17 protein-coding genes, 2 tRNA genes and 1 pseudogene are annotated in these 18,102 nt (G+C 37.9%); 19 read left to right on the top strand and 1 reads right to left on the bottom strand.

The features are described from left to right. Positions 1-215 precede the first annotated feature (215 nt). The 3 genes and pseudogenes from LNM86_RS07215 to LNM86_RS07205 all read left to right on the top strand — a co-directional run bounded on the left by LNM86_RS07215 (position 216) and on the right by LNM86_RS07205 (position 1,914). Positions 216-542, top strand: coding sequence for a hypothetical protein (locus LNM86_RS07215; RefSeq protein WP_241437125.1), 327 nt, complete (start codon positions 216-218; stop codon positions 540-542). Then, complete coding sequence (locus tag LNM86_RS07210) at positions 539-1,357, top strand: hypothetical protein (protein ID WP_241437124.1); 819 nt, start codon at positions 539-541, stop codon at positions 1,355-1,357. Before LNM86_RS07215 ends, LNM86_RS07210 begins: the two co-directional genes overlap by 4 nt. Positions 1,358-1,538: 181 nt before the next feature. Continuing rightward, positions 1,539-1,914 (top strand): annotated as a pseudogene (locus LNM86_RS07205) (XRE family transcriptional regulator). A 100-nt stretch (positions 1,915-2,014) separates the two neighbouring features. On the opposite strand, the gene LNM86_RS07200 reads toward LNM86_RS07205, so the two are convergent. After that, positions 2,015-2,090 (bottom strand) — tRNA-Val (locus LNM86_RS07200). 174 nt (positions 2,091-2,264) lie between these two features. Between LNM86_RS07200 and LNM86_RS07195 the strand changes: the two genes are divergently transcribed. The 16 genes from LNM86_RS07195 (at position 2,265) to LNM86_RS07120 (ending at position 18,102) form a co-directional block, all read left to right on the top strand. Beyond that, positions 2,265-2,341, top strand: a tRNA-Asp gene (locus tag LNM86_RS07195). A 307-nt stretch (positions 2,342-2,648) separates the two neighbouring features. After that, positions 2,649-3,014, top strand: a complete 366-nt coding sequence (locus LNM86_RS07190) for an NADH-quinone oxidoreductase subunit A (RefSeq protein WP_241437123.1) — start codon at positions 2,649-2,651, stop codon at positions 3,012-3,014. Then, on the top strand, positions 3,005-3,586 hold the full coding sequence (locus LNM86_RS07185) for a NuoB/complex I 20 kDa subunit family protein (protein WP_241437122.1): 582 nt from the start codon (positions 3,005-3,007) through the stop codon (positions 3,584-3,586). The genes LNM86_RS07190 and LNM86_RS07185 overlap by 10 nt, the downstream gene beginning before the upstream one ends. 11 nt (positions 3,587-3,597) lie before the next feature. After that, positions 3,598-4,230, top strand: a complete 633-nt coding sequence (locus tag LNM86_RS07180; RefSeq protein WP_241437121.1) for an NADH-quinone oxidoreductase subunit C — start codon at positions 3,598-3,600, stop codon at positions 4,228-4,230. 99 nt (positions 4,231-4,329) lie between these two features. After that, positions 4,330-5,520 carry an NADH-quinone oxidoreductase subunit D gene (locus tag LNM86_RS07175; RefSeq protein ID WP_241437120.1) on the top strand — a complete coding sequence of 397 codons (1,191 nt, stop codon included), beginning with the start codon at positions 4,330-4,332 and terminating at the stop codon, positions 5,518-5,520. Further along, on the top strand, positions 5,520-6,188 hold the full coding sequence (gene nuoE, locus LNM86_RS07170) for an NADH-quinone oxidoreductase subunit NuoE (protein ID WP_241437119.1): 669 nt from the start codon (positions 5,520-5,522) through the stop codon (positions 6,186-6,188). Before LNM86_RS07175 ends, nuoE begins: the two co-directional genes overlap by 1 nt. 141 nt (positions 6,189-6,329) lie before the next feature. Continuing rightward, complete coding sequence (nuoF, locus tag LNM86_RS07165; protein ID WP_241437118.1) at positions 6,330-7,637, top strand: NADH-quinone oxidoreductase subunit NuoF; 1,308 nt, start codon at positions 6,330-6,332, stop codon at positions 7,635-7,637. 65 nt (positions 7,638-7,702) lie between these two features. Next, positions 7,703-9,760, top strand: coding sequence for an NADH-quinone oxidoreductase subunit NuoG (gene nuoG / locus LNM86_RS07160; protein ID WP_241438953.1), 2,058 nt, complete (start codon positions 7,703-7,705; stop codon positions 9,758-9,760). Between the two features lie 33 nt (positions 9,761-9,793). Then, on the top strand, positions 9,794-10,840 hold the full coding sequence (gene nuoH / locus LNM86_RS07155) for an NADH-quinone oxidoreductase subunit NuoH (RefSeq protein WP_241438952.1): 1,047 nt from the start codon (positions 9,794-9,796) through the stop codon (positions 10,838-10,840). A gap of 13 nt (positions 10,841-10,853) precedes the next feature. After that, positions 10,854-11,345, top strand: a complete 492-nt coding sequence (gene nuoI, locus LNM86_RS07150) for an NADH-quinone oxidoreductase subunit NuoI (protein ID WP_241437117.1) — start codon at positions 10,854-10,856, stop codon at positions 11,343-11,345. Positions 11,346-11,441: 96 nt separating this feature from the next. Next, entirely contained in the window at positions 11,442-12,062 is a 621-nt protein-coding gene (locus LNM86_RS07145; RefSeq protein ID WP_241437116.1) for an NADH-quinone oxidoreductase subunit J, read from the top strand. A gap of 10 nt (positions 12,063-12,072) precedes the next feature. Further along, a complete protein-coding gene (gene nuoK / locus LNM86_RS07140) occupies positions 12,073-12,381 on the top strand; it encodes an NADH-quinone oxidoreductase subunit NuoK (protein ID WP_241437115.1) in 309 nt (102 codons plus the stop codon). Between the two features lie 6 nt (positions 12,382-12,387). Further along, the gene (nuoL, locus tag LNM86_RS07135; RefSeq protein WP_241437114.1) at positions 12,388-14,352 is read left to right on the top strand and encodes an NADH-quinone oxidoreductase subunit L; all 1,965 of its coding nucleotides are present in this window, start codon (positions 12,388-12,390) and stop codon (positions 14,350-14,352) included. Beyond that, positions 14,352-15,821: an NADH-quinone oxidoreductase subunit M gene (locus LNM86_RS07130; protein ID WP_241438951.1), complete on the top strand. Its 1,470-nt coding sequence runs from the start codon at positions 14,352-14,354 to the stop codon at positions 15,819-15,821. The genes nuoL and LNM86_RS07130 overlap by 1 nt, the downstream gene beginning before the upstream one ends. A 17-nt stretch (positions 15,822-15,838) precedes the next feature. After that, the gene (gene nuoN / locus LNM86_RS07125) at positions 15,839-17,293 is read left to right on the top strand and encodes an NADH-quinone oxidoreductase subunit NuoN (protein ID WP_241437113.1); all 1,455 of its coding nucleotides are present in this window, start codon (positions 15,839-15,841) and stop codon (positions 17,291-17,293) included. Then, positions 17,293-18,102, top strand: coding sequence for a biotin--[acetyl-CoA-carboxylase] ligase (locus LNM86_RS07120; RefSeq protein ID WP_241437112.1), 810 nt, complete (start codon positions 17,293-17,295; stop codon positions 18,100-18,102). Before nuoN ends, LNM86_RS07120 begins: the two co-directional genes overlap by 1 nt.

Raw genomic sequence — 18,102 nt, 5'->3', positions numbered from 1 at the left:
AAGTTAAAAATTATTTAACAGAAAATCGAGGAGAGATTACATTTGAAACACCAGAATTTGGTTTATTAAAAGTTCATAATTTTATTTGTGTAAAGGATGCTAACCGCAATTTTAAGGGGAACCATCAGCTGCATCTTTTTGCGCATAATCGCACTGTTATTACTAAATGCATAGATAATCTGATTGGTTTTGGGAGCATTGGAAACCAAAAACTGGTGTATCATGGTTGTATAAGTGGTCAGTATTTAGATGATAGAGTTAATCAAGAAAGAACCAATTTTTCTTTTAAAAATAACATATTGGATAATATTTTACGTGATGTAGCTGGTAACATTATAGAGAGCGTTCTTGCTCCAGAAAATAAAGAGTATGAAAAAAAACGTTTAGATGAATTAAAAAAATTTTGTAAAACACATCCTTCCTATCACTTTGATAGTTATGACAACTTATTAAAAAAAAACCTAAAGCTGCAAAAAATACAGAAGACTTTGTTAAAACACTGGCTATTTATAAGCTTAGGAGAGAAAAAAATCAAAACTTGAGAATTGAAGAAATATATCGTGAAATTACTTCGGGAAATGCCAATACGGAAAGCTTTTCTACAAAAATTTCTGAGCTTGCAAAAGAAATTAAAGATGAAGAAACAAGACAGTTAGCAGAGTATGTTATACGCCGTAAAGTTATACTTGAAATTTTAGAAAAACTAATAATGGAGGTTAAGAAAAATGTTAATGGTCAAGAAGTGTCGCATCTAGAAAAAACATTGCATAAACTTATTTGTCCAATGAATGTTCGGGGGGATGATCCTGAATCTCAGGAAAGTTTAACTCACGATTTATGGATTATTGATGAGCGATTAACATTTACAAGATACTTTGCTTCGGATGTGCCTATCAAAAAAATCGTGAAGAATAGTAAAGAAAAAAGTCGTTCTGATTTAATATGTTATGATCAATTATATGCTCTAGGACTGGAAAGTCGTATTGATGCAGATCTAGATAAGTTAATGTTGGTGGAATTTAAAAGACCAGGTCAGAAAAACTATCAAGCGGGTTACTCTCCCATAATTCAAATAAACAAATACCTCAATGAACTTAGAGGAAAGCGTATAAAGACATTTGATAATAAGAAAATAAAGATTTCAGAGCAGTGTATTTTTGATTGTTATATTATTGCTGATATAGAAGGTGAACTTAAAACGCAAACGTCAATATGGCAAAAAACAGCTAATGGGCGGGGAAGGATTTTGCCTCTACAGGGAGAGTTTCGGGGATTCATTAAAATAATAGAGTGGTGGGATTTATTGGAAGATGCAAAATTAAGGAATGAAGCATTTATTTCTACATTAAATGTTTAATTTTGATATATGCTCGACAATATCTTTGCACATTTAAAAAGGTGGATAATCAAAAATTAAAACGATTAAATCGTTAAAAAATCTCTCGAAAAGAATTTCTGATTCAGAATAATTGTAGAAAAAAATCTAAAAGTCTTTGCTAGAATCGGAGTGAATATTCACTTTTTCAATAGGATTTTAGATGGTTACACCATTCGAGAAAAAGCTTACGCAAACTTCGCATTGATCACTCTGAATGTCTTTTGAATATAGCTGAGAAATTAAACATATCTGTAGGATTTTTATCATCAGTAGAAATTGGAAAAAGATATGTACCCTTTGGTATGGAAAAAGATCTTAGAGCTTTACGCTTTAGATCAAGAAGCGGCAGAACGTTTAAGGACAGAAATTGATGTTTGTCTAGTTTTACGATCAAGCCTTCTGATCAGTTGAGGTGTGAAATCACCGGCATGTTTGTGAGAATGTTGAATAGTTTTTCACAACAGGATTTAGAATTCTTCAGAGAATTTTTAGCAGCAATTAGAGAAAGGGAAAGCAAAAAAAATGTCACGTTTTAGAGGCATGATTTGAAATCCTATTCCCTAACCTTTATGCACACATCCCGAACCTTAAAAAACACTCGTAGAATCAGTAGGTTGCATGCATTGCAGAACAATATGGTGGGCGATGAGAGACTCGAACTCCCGACATCCTCGGTGTAAACGAGGCGCTCTACCAGCTGAGCTAATCGCCCAATGCAATGATCAGCAAACGAATAAGCACTCCTTAAGGAAAATTTTTTATAAACGCAAGAATAAAGATAGTGTTTAATAATTTTTTTTTAAAAATACACATACCTGCTTGACATAAACGAGTGAACAGCTTACACGACCACCTATACCAATGTGAATTGGTTCGAAGAAAGTGCGCGGGTGTAGCTCAGTTGGTTAGAGTGCTGGCCTGTCACGCCGGAGGTCGCGGGTTCGAGCCCCGTCACTCGCGCCATTTTCGTATTTTTTTCGCGATATTTTGTTTTTGAGCATAATCCCTTTATATAGGGTATGTGATTTTTAGAACGTTATTTTATATTGTTTCTCATTCTTAAAATGTATGTTCCCTTTCTCTTTTTACGCGCTTTATCAAGAATAGGGCTTGCGTCTTTCTTTGCTCTGCGTTACCTATGATGTTAGGAAAAGCATCGCTCAACATGTCTTTGAAACGGTAAGAGCGGTATTATAATTCATCTGTTTTAATTTAACAGTGCGGAATGGTCGTGTTAATCTAGATCATTCCCTTAAGGTGGAAAAGGATTATGACTCATTTATTGGGCTCTTATTTACCGGTTTTGATTTTTATCATTGTTTCAGCAGTTATTGCTGGAGTTCTTTTGATTATGCCTTACATTGTAGCTTACCGCTCTCCTGATCCTGAAAAATTATCGGCTTATGAATGTGGGTTTAATTCGTTCGATGATGCGCGCATGAAGTTTGATATTCGTTTTTATCTAGTATCGATTTTATTTATTATTTTTGATCTTGAAGTTGCTTTCCTTTTTCCTTGGGCTGTTTCATTTACTTCTATAGGCGTGTTTGGCTTTTGGTCGATGATGATGTTTTTAGCACTTTTAACCATCGGGTTTATATATGAATGGAAAAAAGGGGCTCTTGAATGGGACTAATATCTAATAATACAACAATTACTGCACCCAAACCAAGAGGAGTTGTTGACCCTAATACAGGAAAGTTGATAGGTTCTGATGATAGTTTTTTTCGTGATATTAATACGGAATTGTCAGATAAAGGTTTTTTAGTTACCTCAGCAGATGCTTTGATTACTTGGGCGCGTACCGGTTCTTTAATGTGGATGAGTTTTGGTTTGGCATGCTGTGCTATTGAAATGATGCAATGTTCAATGCCTCACTATGATAATGAGCGTTTTGGATATGCGCCACGCGCTTCGCCTCGCCAATCAGATGTCATGGTGGTAGCGGGCACCCTAACAAATAAGATGGCACCTGCTTTAAGAAAAGTATATGATCAAATGCCAGAACCGCGTTATGTGATTTCTATGGGGTCATGTGCAAATGGGGGTGGGTATTACCATTATTCTTATTCAGTTGTACGTGGATGCGATCGTATTGTGCCTGTGGATATTTATGTTCCAGGGTGTCCTCCTACAGCGGAAGCGTTACTATACGGTATATTATTGTTGCAAAAGAAAATCCGTCGTACTGGTTCTATAGAGCGATAGGGGAATTATTAATGGTAAATGAGTCATTGGTTGAACTTTCTAATTATTTGAAAAATAAATTAGGAGATAAAATTGAAGAAACCGTTTTTGCATTTGGTGAGTTGACAGTTATATCTCGTCTCAATGCGATTACGGATGTTTTAATTTTTGTTCGTGATGATTCTCATTGCCAGTTTATTAATCTTACAGATATTAGTGGAGTTGATTATCCATCTCGTGATAAGCGCTTTGATGTCTCTTATCAGCTCTTGTCTCCTCGTGAGAATTTACGCTTGCGTGTGAAAGTGCGTACTGATGAAAATACTCCCGTTGCTTCTGCTTGCTCAGTTTACTCTGGAGCAGAATGGTATGAGCGCGAAGTGTATGATATGTACGGGATTTTATTTTCAGGTCATCCAGATTTAAGACGGATTTTAACAGATTATGGATTTGAGGGGCATCCCTTGCGTAAAGATTTCCCTGTAACGGGGTTTGTTGAATGTCGTTATGATAATGAAGCAAAGAGGGTTATTTATGAACCTGTTATTTTACGACAGGAAATGCGTAATTTTGATTTTCTTTCTCCTTGGGAAGGAGATCATGGTACTTTACCATGTAATGGAAAAACGGATGGTAAAAATGATATTGGAACGAATAAAACTTAATATGAGAGTAATAAAACTTTCAAGTAATCATTTTTTTTATCGTATGATAAATTTTGTTGTTAAAATTTGATATGAAGTTAAAAAAGTAAGGGGTTGATTGTGGCTGAGGTCAATGTTCGGAACTTTAATATCAATTTTGGGCCGCAGCATCCTGCAGCGCATGGGGTTTTGCGCATGGTTCTGGAATTGGACGGTGAAGTTGTTGAGCGTGTAGATCCACATATTGGATTGTTGCATCGTGGCACTGAAAAATTAATGGAGACCAAGACTTATCTTCAAGCTGGTCCTTATTTAGATCGTTTAGATTATGTTGCTCCTATGAATCAGGAGCATGCTTTTGTGCTTGCTGTTGAGAAGTTATTGGGGGTTGAAGTTCCCAAACGCGGGCAGTTAATCCGAGTTTTATTTTCTGAAATTGGGCGCATTCTGAATCATCTGCTTAATGTAACAACGCAGGCAATGGATGTTGGTGCTTTAACACCACCACTTTGGGGGTTCGAGCAACGTGAAAGATTAATGATTTTTTATGAGCGTGCGTGTGGAGCACGTCTTCATGCAAATTATTTTCGTCCTGGTGGTGTACATCAAGACTTACCAGAATCTTTAATTGAGGATATTGGTAATTTTATTGATCCATTTCTCATTGCTCTTGGAAAACTTGATGCACTTGTAACGCCAAATCGGATTTTTAAGCAGCGTAATGTAGATATTGGCGTTGTAAGTATTGATGAAGCTTGGGCACGTGGCTTTTCTGGAGTCATGATTCGTGGGGCTGGTGTGCCATGGGATTTGCGTAAAAGCCAACCTTATGAATGTTATGATGAAATGGAGTTTGATGTTCCTGTAGGTAAAAACAGCGATTGTTATGATCGTTATCTGATTCGTATGGAAGAGATGCGTCAATCAGCAAAAATTATGCGCCAATGTGTGGATCGTTTACTGGGTAGCGAAAAAAATGGACCAGTTTCGAGTTTAGATCGTAAAATCGTTCCTCCAAAACGGTCTGAAATGAAAAGTTCGATGGAAGCGCTCATTCATCACTTCAAACTTTATACGGAAGGTTTCCATACACCTCCTGGTGAGGTATATGTTGCTGTAGAGGCTCCGAAGGGAGAGTTTGGGGTTTATCTTGTTTCTGATGGAACCAATAAGCCTTATCGTGTTAAGTTGCGCGCTCCGGGCTTTGCACATCTTCAAGCTATGGATTTTTTAACAAGAGGTCATATGTTGGCAGATGCTACAGCTATTTTAGGCTCGATTGATATTGTTTTTGGGGAGGTTGATCGCTAATGTCTGTACGCCGTCTTGCAGATGATGTTTACCAACCCGCAGAGTTTTCTTTTACAACTGAAAATCAGATATGGGTGAAGAAAACGATAGAAAAATATCCTATCGGGCGTGAGCAATCTGCTGTCATTCCATTATTAATGCGTGCACAAGAACAAGATGGGTGGGTCACACGTGCTGCGATTGAGCATGTCGCTGAGCTTCTTTCTATGGCTTATATTCGTGTTCTAGAAGTGGCCACTTTTTATACTCAATTTCAGCTTCAACCCGTTGGAACAAAAGCGCATATTCAAGTTTGTGGTACAACACCTTGTATGTTACGTGGATCTGGTGAATTAATTAAAGTTTGTCAGAAAAAAATTCATCATGAACCTTTTATTACCAATCAAGATGGAACATTATCATGGGAAGAGGTGGAGTGTCTTGGCGCTTGTGTAAATGCTCCCATGATTATGATTTTTAAGGATACTTATGAAGATCTTACCGCTGAGCGTCTTGAAGAAATTATTGATGCATTTGCGGCGGGTAAAGGCGCTGAGATAGCGGTTGGACCACAAAATAGTCGTAAATCATCTGAGCCGATTAATGGTTTAACATCTCTCATTGATGAAGAAGAAAAGAAGTCGTTTAAGTCTTCAAAGAAAAAGGGTAAGAATGGAATGGACGAATAATAAGTATTTTTTGAAAGATATTTTATTATTTTATCCATTGTGGCAATATTTAATCAAAAGTAAAAATTTTTAAAAAGATGTCTAATAATTGCATTTGAGGAAAAACTAAGAATGCTAGGAGCAAGAGAAAAAGGGGGAGGGATGCTGGCTGATAAAGACCGCATTTTCACCAATATTTATGGTTTGAAGGACAAATCATTAAAAGCTGCAATCTCTCGTGGGCATTGGGATGGCACCAAGGCAATTATTGAAAAAGGCCGTGATTGGATCATTGATGAGATGAAGGCATCGGGTTTACGTGGGCGTGGAGGTGCTGGTTTTCCTACTGGAATGAAGTGGTCTTTTATGCCAAAACAAAGTGATGGTCGTCCCCATTATTTGGTTGTCAATGCCGATGAATCAGAGCCTGGAACATGTAAAGATCGCGATATTTTGCGGCATGATCCCCATACTTTAATTGAAGGATGTGCAATTGCTACTTTTGCTATGGGGGCAAATGTTGCTTTTATTTATATTCGCGGTGAATATATTCGTGAGCGTGAAGCACTTCAAGCTGCCGTTGATGAGTGTTATGATGCGGGCTTACTTGGCAAAAAAACAAAATATGGTCATGCTTGCGATATCATTATTCATCATGGTGCAGGTGCCTATATTTGTGGCGAAGAAACAGCTCTTCTTGAAAGTCTTGAGGGGAAAAAAGGGCAACCTCGGCTTAAGCCACCATTCCCTGCCAATATGGGTGTTTATGGTTGTCCAACAACAGTGAATAATGTGGAGTCTATTGCCGTTGTTCCAACAATTTTACGGCGTGGTGCTTCGTGGTTTGCATCGATTGGGCGTGCCAATAATGTTGGAACAAAATTGTTTATGGTTTCTGGGCACGTAAATGCACCTTGTACATTTGAAGATGCTCTTGGTGTTTCATTCCGTGAATTAATTGAAAAGCATACGGGTGGTATTCGTGGAGGATGGAATAACCTTTTAGCCGTTATTCCAGGGGGAGCTTCTTGTCCAGTTGTTCGTGGTGAAGATATGATCGATGCAATCATGGATTTTGATGGGATGCGAGAAGTAGGATCTTCTTTTGGCACAGGTGGAATGATTGTTATGGATAAATCAACCGATATTATCAAGGCAATTTGGCGGATAGCTGCTTTTTTCAAGCATGAGAGTTGTGGTCAGTGTACGCCATGCCGTGAAGGTACGGGGTGGATGATGCGCCTTTTAGGGCGTATGGTTGAAGGAAGGGCGCAAAAACGTGAGATTGATCTTTTGTTTGAAGTGTCTAAACAGGTTGAAGGGCACACTATTTGCGCACTTGGAGATGCCGCAGCATGGCCTATACAAGGATTGATACGCAATTTTCGTCCAGAAATCGAGCGTAGAATTGATGATTATACGCGAAATGTGGTGCAAAGAAAAAATATTGCTTTGGAAGCAGTTGGATAGAGGATTTTGTTTTAAGAGCAATGAAATGCAAGTTTTAAGTGGATTATCCATAGGCTGGATGAGTGATGGTAAATATCAAAGTTGATGGTAAAGAAATTGAAGTTCCTGATTATTATACGCTGCTTCAAGCTGCTGAGGCTGCTGGTGCTGAAATACCGCGTTTTTGTTTTCATGAATCTTTATCAATTGCTGGAAATTGTCGTATGTGTTTGGTTGAGGTTAAAGACGGACCTCCAAAACCGCAGGCTTCTTGTGCTATGGGAGTTCGCGATTTACGATTGGGACCAAATGGTGAAGCGCCAGAAATTTTTACCAATACAGAAATGGTAAGAAAAGCACGTGAGGGTGTGATGGAGTTCCTACTCATCAATCACCCTTTGGATTGTCCTGTTTGTGATCAAGGAGGAGAATGCGATCTTCAAGATCAAGCCATGTTCTATGGGCGTGATTGTTCTCGATATACAGAAAACAAGCGTGCTGTAGAAGATAAATATATTGGTCCACTTGTAAAAACTATTATGACACGATGCATTCATTGCACGCGTTGTGTTCGTTTTACAACAGAAGTTGCGGGTATTTCTGAACTTGGTTTGATAGGTCGTGGTGAAGATGCTGAAATTACCACATATCTTGAAAAAGCAATGACATCTGAGTTGCAAGGAAATGTTATTGATCTTTGTCCAGTAGGAGCTTTAACCTCAAAACCTTATGCATTTCATGCTCGTCCTTGGGAATTGGTTAAAACGGAATCGATTGATGTCATGGATGCACTTGGCAGCGCGATCCGCATTGATAGTCGCGGTCGTGAAGTTATGCGAATTATGCCGCGTACAAATGAAGATGTAAATGAGGAATGGATTTCTGATAAGACGCGCTTTATTTGGGATGGATTACGCACTCAGAGGCTTGATAGACCCTATGTACGTAAAGATGGAAAATTTCAGCCTGTAAGTTGGACAGAGGCTTTTGAAAAGATTAAAATGGTGGTTTCCAAAACTTTGCCAGAAAAAATCGGAGCAATTGCAGGAGATCTTGCATCTATTGAAGAAATGTATGCGCTTAAAAAATTACTGATTTCACTAGGATCAAAGATTTTTGATTGTCGTCAACGAGGAATGGCTTTATCGTCTGAATTAGGGCGTTCGAGTTATATTTTTAATCCAACCATTGCAGGGATTGAACAGGCTGATGCATTGCTTATCGTAGGCTCTAACCCGCGTCATGAGGCTGCTGTTTTAAATGCACGTATTTTAAAGCGTCAACGAATGGGACAATTTCCCATCGCATTAATTGGTGAGAAAGTCGATTTACGTTATCCTTATTCTTATCTTGGAGTTGGGACTGAAGCATTGAGTGCGCTTATTCGTGAAGAAGATCCATTTTTAAATGTCTTAAAAGAAGCGAAGAGACCGCTTATCCTTATTGGGGAAGGCGCTGTTTCAGGGAAAGAAGGATTAGCTGTTTTAAAAAATCTGGCAAAATTAGCTGATAGTGTTGGAGCCCTTAGTGAGGAATGGAATGGGTTTGGTATTCTTCATACTGCAGCATCAACAGTTGGGGGGTTAGACATTGGTTTTATTTCTGAGCTTGGGGTTGCTAATATTCTTAAAACTTGTGAAGTTTTATTTTTACTTGGTGCTGATGAAATAGAATTCGCCAATACTAAAGCTTTTACAATTTATATTGGCAGCCATGGTGATAATGGAGCACATGCTGCGGATGTTATTTTGCCAGCATCGGCTTATACTGAAAAATCAGGGCTTTATGTGAATACAGAAGGACGTGTTCAAATGACAAATCGCGCTGGTTTTGCACCAGGTGAAGCAAAAGAAGATTGGGCTATCTTGCGTGCTTTATCAGATATTTTAGGAAAAAAGCTTCCTTTTGATTCGCTTTCTCAATTAAGACAGAACTTATTTAATGATTATCCGCATCTTTGTGCTATTGATGATATAGTACCTTCTTGTATAGATGATCTTAAAGCACTTGGTTCACAAATGGTTGCTCTTGAAAAGCAAACATTTACTTCTATGGTTAAGGACTTTTATTTAACAAACCCAATAGCACGTGCTTCTGCAGTTATGGCTGAATGTTCATCTCTTGCACAGAATCGTGCTATATAAACTGTAGAGTAAGGGCAGAGGGAAAGAAAAATGATGTATGATTTCTTTATGACTTGGTTATTGCCATTACTCATTATAGTTGGAAAAACACTGCTCCTTTTGGTTGTTCTTCTTGTTTTAGTTGCGTATCTTCTTTACGCAGATAGAAAGATTTGGGCAGCAGTACAATTGCGGCGTGGTCCGAACGTTGTTGGTCCATGGGGACTGTTACAGTCTTTTGCAGACTTAATTAAATTTGTTGTTAAAGAGCCTATTATCCCTGCTGGTGCTAATAAAGGTGTTTTTCTCTTAGCACCTTTTATTTCTGCTACGCTTGCTTTATCAACGTGGGCTGTTATTCCAGTTCATGAAGGATGGGAAGTTGCAAAAATTAATGTTGGTTTGCTTTATATCTTAGCCATTTCATCTCTTGAAGTTTATGGCGTTATTATGGGAGGATGGGCATCGAACTCAAAATATCCTTTCTTAGGAGCTCTTCGTTCAGCAGCACAAATGGTTTCTTATGAGGTTTCCATTGGATTTGTCCTTGTAACTGTCATTTTAGTAAGTGGTTCATTGGATCTTACAACAATTGTACAGAAACAAAGTTATGGACTTGGAACAACACTTGGTCTTCCTTTTAACAGTTTTCTTGATTGGAATTGGCTCGTTCTTTTTCCAATGTTTATTATATTCTTTATTTCTGCGCTTGCAGAGACAAATCGTCCTCCCTTTGATCTAGTAGAAGCGGAATCTGAGCTTGTTGCTGGTCATATGGTTGAGTATTCTTCAACGCCTTACATGCTTTTCTTCCTTGGTGAGTATGTTGCTATTGTTTTAATGTGTGCTTTAACAACTCTTTTATTTTTAGGTGGTTGGCTGCCTCCTTTAGATGTTTGGTGGCTCAATTGGATCCCTGGTGTTATTTGGTTTGTTTTAAAAGTTTGCTTTGTATTTTTTTGGTTTGCTATGGTTAAAGCTTTCGTTCCACGTTATCGCTATGATCAACTTATGCGGCTTGGTTGGAAAGTTTTTCTTCCACTTTCATTGGCAATGGTTGTGATAACCGCTGCGTTTTTAAAGTATACTGGTTTTTCTTAAGAGGAGTTTTATAATGTCAGGTCTTTTTCAGGCGGCAAAGTCACTCCTTTTATTGGAATTTGTGAGTGCGTTTTTTTTAGCTATGCGTCAATTTTTTGCACCAAAGCCTACGATTAATTATCCTTATGAGAAGGGTTTTGTTTCTGAGCGTTTTCGCGGAGAACATGCATTGCGTCGTTATCCAAATGGTGAAGAGCGGTGTATAGCCTGTAAATTGTGTGAAGCAATTTGTCCTGCACAAGCTATTACAATTGAAGCAGGGCCGCGGCGTAATGATGGTACACGTAGAACTGTTCGTTATGATATAGATATGGTTAAGTGTATTTACTGTGGTTTTTGTCAAGAAGCTTGTCCTGTTGAAGCTATTGTAGAAGGACCAAATTTTGAGTTTGCAACAGAAACACGTGAAGAACTTTATTATGATAAAGAAAAACTTTTAATGAATGGAGATCGTTGGGAGCGAGAAATTGCTCGTAATATATTGATGGATGCACCTTATCGTTAAGTGTATCCTTGCATGAGGTGTCGGATAATTTTTCCGATAATGTTTAATCTGGTATGAAATTTTATACCAATTGTTTAATTGATTAAGGAGAAGCCTATGCTAACGGATCTAGCGGCGGCATTTTTCTATTTATTTGCTTTTATTATGCTTGTAAGTGCAGTTGTTGTTATTACAGCTCGTAATCCTGTGCATTCCGTTTTGTTTTTAATATTAGCATTTTTTAATGCTGCAGCTTTGTTTTTGCTTGCAGGAGCAGAATTTTTGGGGCTTATTCTACTTGTTGTTTATGTTGGTGCTGTAGCAGTTTTGTTTTTGTTTGTGGTTATGATGCTGGATGTTGATTTTGCAGAGTTTAAAAACGGTGCGCTTCGTTATGCTCCTATTGGAGCTTTTGTTGGAAGCATCCTTGCTTTAGAACTGATCTTGGTGTTTGTTCGTGGCAGTTTTTCGACCGTTTTTCGACCGCATGTCACGCAACCAATGCCGGATTTATTGCAGCGAACAAATACGCAGGCTCTAGGCGATATTCTTTATACAGATTATGTTTTTTATTTTCAAATTGCTGGAATAATTTTATTGATTGCAATGATTGGTGCAATCGTTTTAACACTTCGTCATAAGTCAGGCGTAAAGCGGCAATCTATTGCGGTGCAAGTTTCTCGAACAGTAGAAAATGCAATTGAAATCAAGCACGTTGAATCAGGCAAAGGCATTTAAGGGGGGAGTTATGCATATTGATATTACGCATTATCTTATTGTTTCTGCTTTGCTGTTTACAATTGGTATTGCAGGCATTTTTCTTAATAGAAAGAATGTCATTATCATCTTAATGTCTATTGAGCTTATCTTGCTTTCAGTTAATCTCAATTTTGTTGCGTTTTCGGCATTTCTTCATGATCTTGTTGGGCAGATATTCGCTTTATTTGTCTTAACGATAGCAGCTGCTGAAGCCGCAATTGGTCTAGCAATTCTTGTCGTTTTTTTCCGTAATCGTGGTTCTATTGCGGTTGAAGATGTTAATGTAATGAAAGGCTAACCAGCAATGTATTATACGATTGTCTTTCTTCCGCTTTTGGGTTTTTTAATTGCTTCTATAGGAGGGAAAACTATAGGAGACCGCGCTAGTGAATTGGTAACATGTAGCTTTATGGTGATTGTTGCCATATTATCATGGATAGCCTTTTTTAATGTTGCACTTACCCATGTTCCAGTGGTTGATATATTCGTATTACATTGGCTTACTGTTGGTGATTTATCCTTTAATTGGGCTTTACATATTGATACATTGACAGCTGTCATGCTTGTTGTTGTAAATAGTGTTTCGGCAGTGGTCCATATTTATTCAATTGGCTATATGCATCATGATCCTTCAAGATCTCGTTTTTTTTCTTATCTTTCCCTCTTTACATTTATGATGTTGATGTTGGTGACATCTAATAATTTGATTCAGATGTTTTTTGGATGGGAAGGTGTCGGACTTGCTTCTTATTTACTCATTGGTTTTTGGTTTCAGCGAGATTCAGCCAATAAAGCTGCAATGAAAGCTTTTGTCGTTAACCGTGTTGGGGACTTTGGTTTTCTTTTAGGAATTTTTAGCATTTTTATTTTGTTTCAATCAGTGAATTTTTCCTCTATTTTTGCAAAAGCGGCAGACAAAAGCTTCATACAAAATGTAACATTTTTAGGTTGGCAGCTTGATGGACAAATGGCAATTACTGTCACATGTCTTCTGTTGTTTATTGGTGCGATGGGAAAATCAGCGCAATTTCTTTTACATACATGGCTCCCTGATGCCATGGAGGGACCAACGCCTGTATCAGCACTTATTCATGCGGCAACGATGGTAACGGCCGGTGTCTTTATGGTTGCGCGGATGTCGCCAATTTTTGAACTCTCTTCTATTGCTCTGACAGTCATTATTATTATTGGGGCAACGACTGCATTTTTTGCGGCAACTGTAGGACTGGTGCAAAATGATATTAAACGTGTGATTGCCTATTCTACATGTTCACAACTTGGTTATATGTTTGTTGCATTAGGCGTTGGAGCTTATGGGGCGGCTGTTTTTCATCTTTTTACGCATGCTTTTTTTAAAGCTTTATTATTTCTTGGCGCGGGCTCTGTCATTCATGCTGTATCTGATGAACAAGATATGCGAAAAATGGGCGGGTTATACAAGCATATCAAAGCAACTTACTGGATGATGATGATCGGAACTCTTGCATTGACGGGTGTGGGAATTCCAGGAACAGTTTTTGGGACTGCAGGTTTTTTTTCCAAGGATGCCATTATAGAATCTGCGTTTGCCTCACATAATATCGCTTCAGGATATGCTTTCTTTCTTCTTGTGTTTGCTGCTTTATTAACAAGCTTTTATTCATGGCGTCTTATCTTTATGACATTTCACGGTAAACCACGAGCAACCGTTGATGTTATGCATCATGTTCATGAATCCCCTCCCGTTATGTTGATTCCACTCTTTATTTTATCTATTGGAGCAATATTTGCTGGTGTCGTTTTCCAGCCTTACTTTTTTGGTGATTTGTATGATGCTTTTTGGAAGGGAGCACTCTTTACAAGCAAACATAATCACATCCTTCACGATGCGCACAATGTGTTAAATTGGGTTAAATGGTCACCTTTTATAGCGATGATTTTCGGATTTATGTTAGCCTATTTGTTTTATATTGTTTTCCCTTCTCTTCCTAAGAAATTGGCTGGTGTTATGCCAAGGATGTATAACTTTCTTTACCAAAAATGGTATTTTGATCAACTCTATAACGTTCTATTTGTGCGTCCTGCTTTCAGAATTGGTTCCTTTCTTTGGAAGGTGGGAGATGGAAAAATTATTGATGGTCTAGGTCCGAATGGTATTGCAGCACGTGTTGTTGATATTACCAATAGAGTGGTTCGGATGCAGACAGGCTATCTTTATCACTATGCATTTGCGATGCTTATAGGTATTGCAATGTTGATCACATGGATGATGATCGGGGGCGTAAATTGATGATCGATTGGCCTATTCTTTCTACAGTTACATTTTTACCGCTTGTTGGTGTCCTTCTCATTTTATTTATCAAAGATGATAGTGAGGTAGCCCGACAGAATATACGCAATGTAGCGTTTTTTACGACTGTGTTTGTTTTTATTCTTTCCTTAATTGTTTGGGCTGGTTTTGATCATACAGATGCCCATTTTCAAATGGTTGAGAAAGCCAATTGGTTAGGGGGAGGGATCAGTTATCATATGGGAGTTGATGGTATTTCTATCCTCTTTGTGGTTCTTTCGGCTTTCCTTTTGCCTTTCTGTATTTTAGCAAGTTGGGAAAATGTTAAAGATAGATTAAAAGCCTATATGATTGCTTTTCTTCTTCTTGAAGTTGCAATTATTGGGGTTTTTTGTGCTCTTGATGCAATGTTGTTTTATGTCTTTTTTGAAGGCAGCCTCATCCCCATGTTTATTATTATAGGTGTTTGGGGAGGCCCACGACGTGTTTATGCGAGTATAAAGTTTTTCCTTTACACTTTACTTGGTTCAGTGCTGATGCTGGTTGCTCTTATGGCTATGTATTGGCAAGCTGGAACACTTGATATACCGACTTTATTAAATTACCAATTCCCTGTGCATATGCAAATTTGGTTATGGCTTGCCTTCTTTGCTTCTTTTGCGGTTAAAATGCCCATGTGGCCTGTTCACACATGGTTGCCTGATGCTCACGTAGAAGCACCTACTGCTGGTTCAGTTATTTTAGCTGGTGTTTTACTCAAATTAGGTGGGTATGGTTTTCTTCGTTTTTCTTTACCAATGTTTCCTATTGCTTCGGCTGAACTTGCTCCTTTGGTTTTTACCCTATCGCTTATCGCTATCATTTATACGTCACTGGTTGCACTTGTTCAAAATGACATAAAAAAACTTATTGCCTATTCCTCAATAGCACATATGGGATATGTGACGATGGGTATTTTTGCTGCGAATGAACAGGGTATCCAAGGTGCTATTTATCAGATGCTATCGCATGGAATTGTTTCAGCGGCTTTATTTTTTTGTGTCGGGGTTATTTATGATCGTCTTCATACCCGCGAAATTTCAGCGTTTGGTGGTCTCGTTAATAATATGCCTAAATATGCTGTTGTTTTCTTAATTTTTACTATGGCAAATGTTGGTCTGCCTGGAAGCTCAGGATTTTTAGGTGAATTTTTAACCTTAATAGGTGTTTTTCAAGTCAACAAATTGATTGTTGTTTTTGCGACGACGGGTGTTATTTTGTCCGCTGCCTATGCACTTTATCTTTACCGGCGTGTGGTTTTTGGTTCCTTGGATAAGGAGAACTTAAAAGTCCTTATTGATCTTTCTACAAGAGAGAAATTTATTCTTTATCCGATGGTTATTCTGACAATATTTTTTGGTATCTATCCAACGCCTATTCTTAAAGCAACGGCGTTTTCCGTAGAAGCCCTCATCAATAAACTGCATTAGATAAGGGAAGAATGCTCATGCAAACTGAAATAATAACGCAATTGGTCTTAATTCTTCCAGAGATTTTAATGGCATTAGGGGGGATAGCGTTTCTTTTGATTGGCGTTTATTCCAAAACGCGTTCCTTTTTAACTTTAACAGGCCTTTCTATTGCTCTTCTTATTGCAACCATTGTTATTATCATTGTTTTTCCCAAAAGTGGTGTATTTCAGACCAATGCGCTCATTATTGACTCTTTTGGTCGTTATATGAAAGTTTTAACGCTCATTGGGGCACTTTTTGCTCTGATTATGTCTGTTGGTTTTACGCGTTCTCAAAAGTTCGATGTATTTGAATTTCCAATACTCATTCTTTTAGCAACTCTTGGTATGATGCTGATGATTTCAGCTGGTAATATGCTCTCACTTTATATGGGGTTAGAATTACAATCCCTAGCTTTATATATCTTAGCTGCCATCAATCGTGATAATGTAAAATCTTCTGAAGCTGGGATAAAATATTTTGTTTTAGGGGCATTGTCTTCAGGATTACTGCTGTATGGTATTTCTTTACTTTATGGTTTTACAGGACAAATTGGTTTTCGTGAAATTGCTGTTGCTTTAAAAGATGAAAACTTACAATTGGGAGTTATTTTCGGAATTGTTTTTATTTTAGCTGGTTTGGCTTTCAAAATTTCTGCCGTTCCATTTCATATGTGGACACCTGATGTTTATGAAGGAGCACCAACACCTATTACAGCGTTTTTTGCTGGTGCTCCTAAAATTGCTGCAATGGCACTGATTATTCGTGTTATTGTTACAGCCTTTATGCCACTAGGTAGTTCTGATGGTTCTATGCCTGCATGGCAGCAAATCTTGATTTTTATGGCAATTACATCGATGATACTTGGTGCATTCGCTGCAATTGGACAGAGCAATATTAAGCGTTTAATGGCTTATTCATCAATCAGTCATATGGGATATGCGCTTGTTGGTTTAGCTGCTGGAGATATACTTGGGATAAAAAGTGTTATTCTTTATATGACTATTTATTTAGGTATGACAATTGGTTCATTTGCTTTTATTCTTGGAATGCGCTCGAGTGGTGGAAATGTTGAAAATATTGATGATCTTTCAGGATTAATAAAGACTCATCCATTTATGGCTGTTGTGATGACAATACAGCTTTTTTCTTTAGCAAGTATACCGCCCATGGCTGGTTTTTTTGGGAAATGGTATACATTTTCTGCTGCTGTTCATGCTGGACTTACTCCACTTGCTGTCGTTGGCATGATAGCGTCTGTTGTGGGGGCTTTTTACTATTTGCGACTTATTAAAATTATGTGGTTTGATGAAGCAAAGGCACGTTTTATTGTGTTGTCCAATGAGCTTCAATTTTGTCTCGGTCTTTCTGCATTCTTTGTTTTGTTTTATATGCTTTTTGGAGTTTGGTTTGCTGAGTTAGCAGAAACAGCAGCGGCTGCATTGTTTTAATGGATATGGTTTATATTCTATCGGATTTTGTACAAAGACAAGGTTACACTGTTGAATCATACAAAACTGTTGATTCAACAAATCTTGTTGCGCAACGAAAAGCGCAAGCTGGTCATCAAGGTTGTCTCTGGATTGTTGCACAAGAACAATCACAAGGAAGAGCGAGAAGAGGTCGAACATGGTCTAGTCCGAAAGGGAACCTTTATTCTAGTCTTTTGTTAATTGACGATATTGTTCATCAAACTGCTGCTCAACTTGGTTTTGTTGCTGGAGTGAGTGTAGTAGAAGCAATAAAACATTTTATAAAGGATGAAAAGCAAGCGAACAATATTGTTCGTTTAAAATGGCCGAATGATATTTTGCTAGGAGGAGCGAAAAGCTCTGGAATCTTGCTTGAGATTTTTAAATTACCATCACAACGGTATGCATTGGTTATTGGTATTGGAATCAATGTAAAACATCATTATGAAGATGCACCGTATCCTACCTCAAGTTTAAATAATATTGGTTTGGATGTTGAAGCAGAACAATTATTTATAGTTTTGGCGGAGTGTTTTTCTAAAAACTATCTTCTTTGGAAACAATTAGAAGGAGTTGATATAATCCGCAAAAAATGGCTCTTATATTCTGCCCATCTTGGACAGCATATCAAGGTATTCAATGATGAAAAAGTTATCGAAGGTATTTTTGATGGTCTTGATAGTGAGTTTAACTGTCTTGTAAAACAAAAAAATGGTCAGCAAGCCATTGTTACAGCTGGAGATGTCCATTTTGGTCTAGCTGCTTCTGTTAATGCGGGCCGTTATTAG

Source organism: Bartonella machadoae, assembly GCF_022559585.1.
In the GTDB taxonomy this organism is placed as follows: Bacteria; Pseudomonadota; Alphaproteobacteria; order Rhizobiales; family Rhizobiaceae; genus Bartonella; species Bartonella machadoae.
This window is presented reverse-complemented; position numbering and strand designations above follow the sequence as displayed.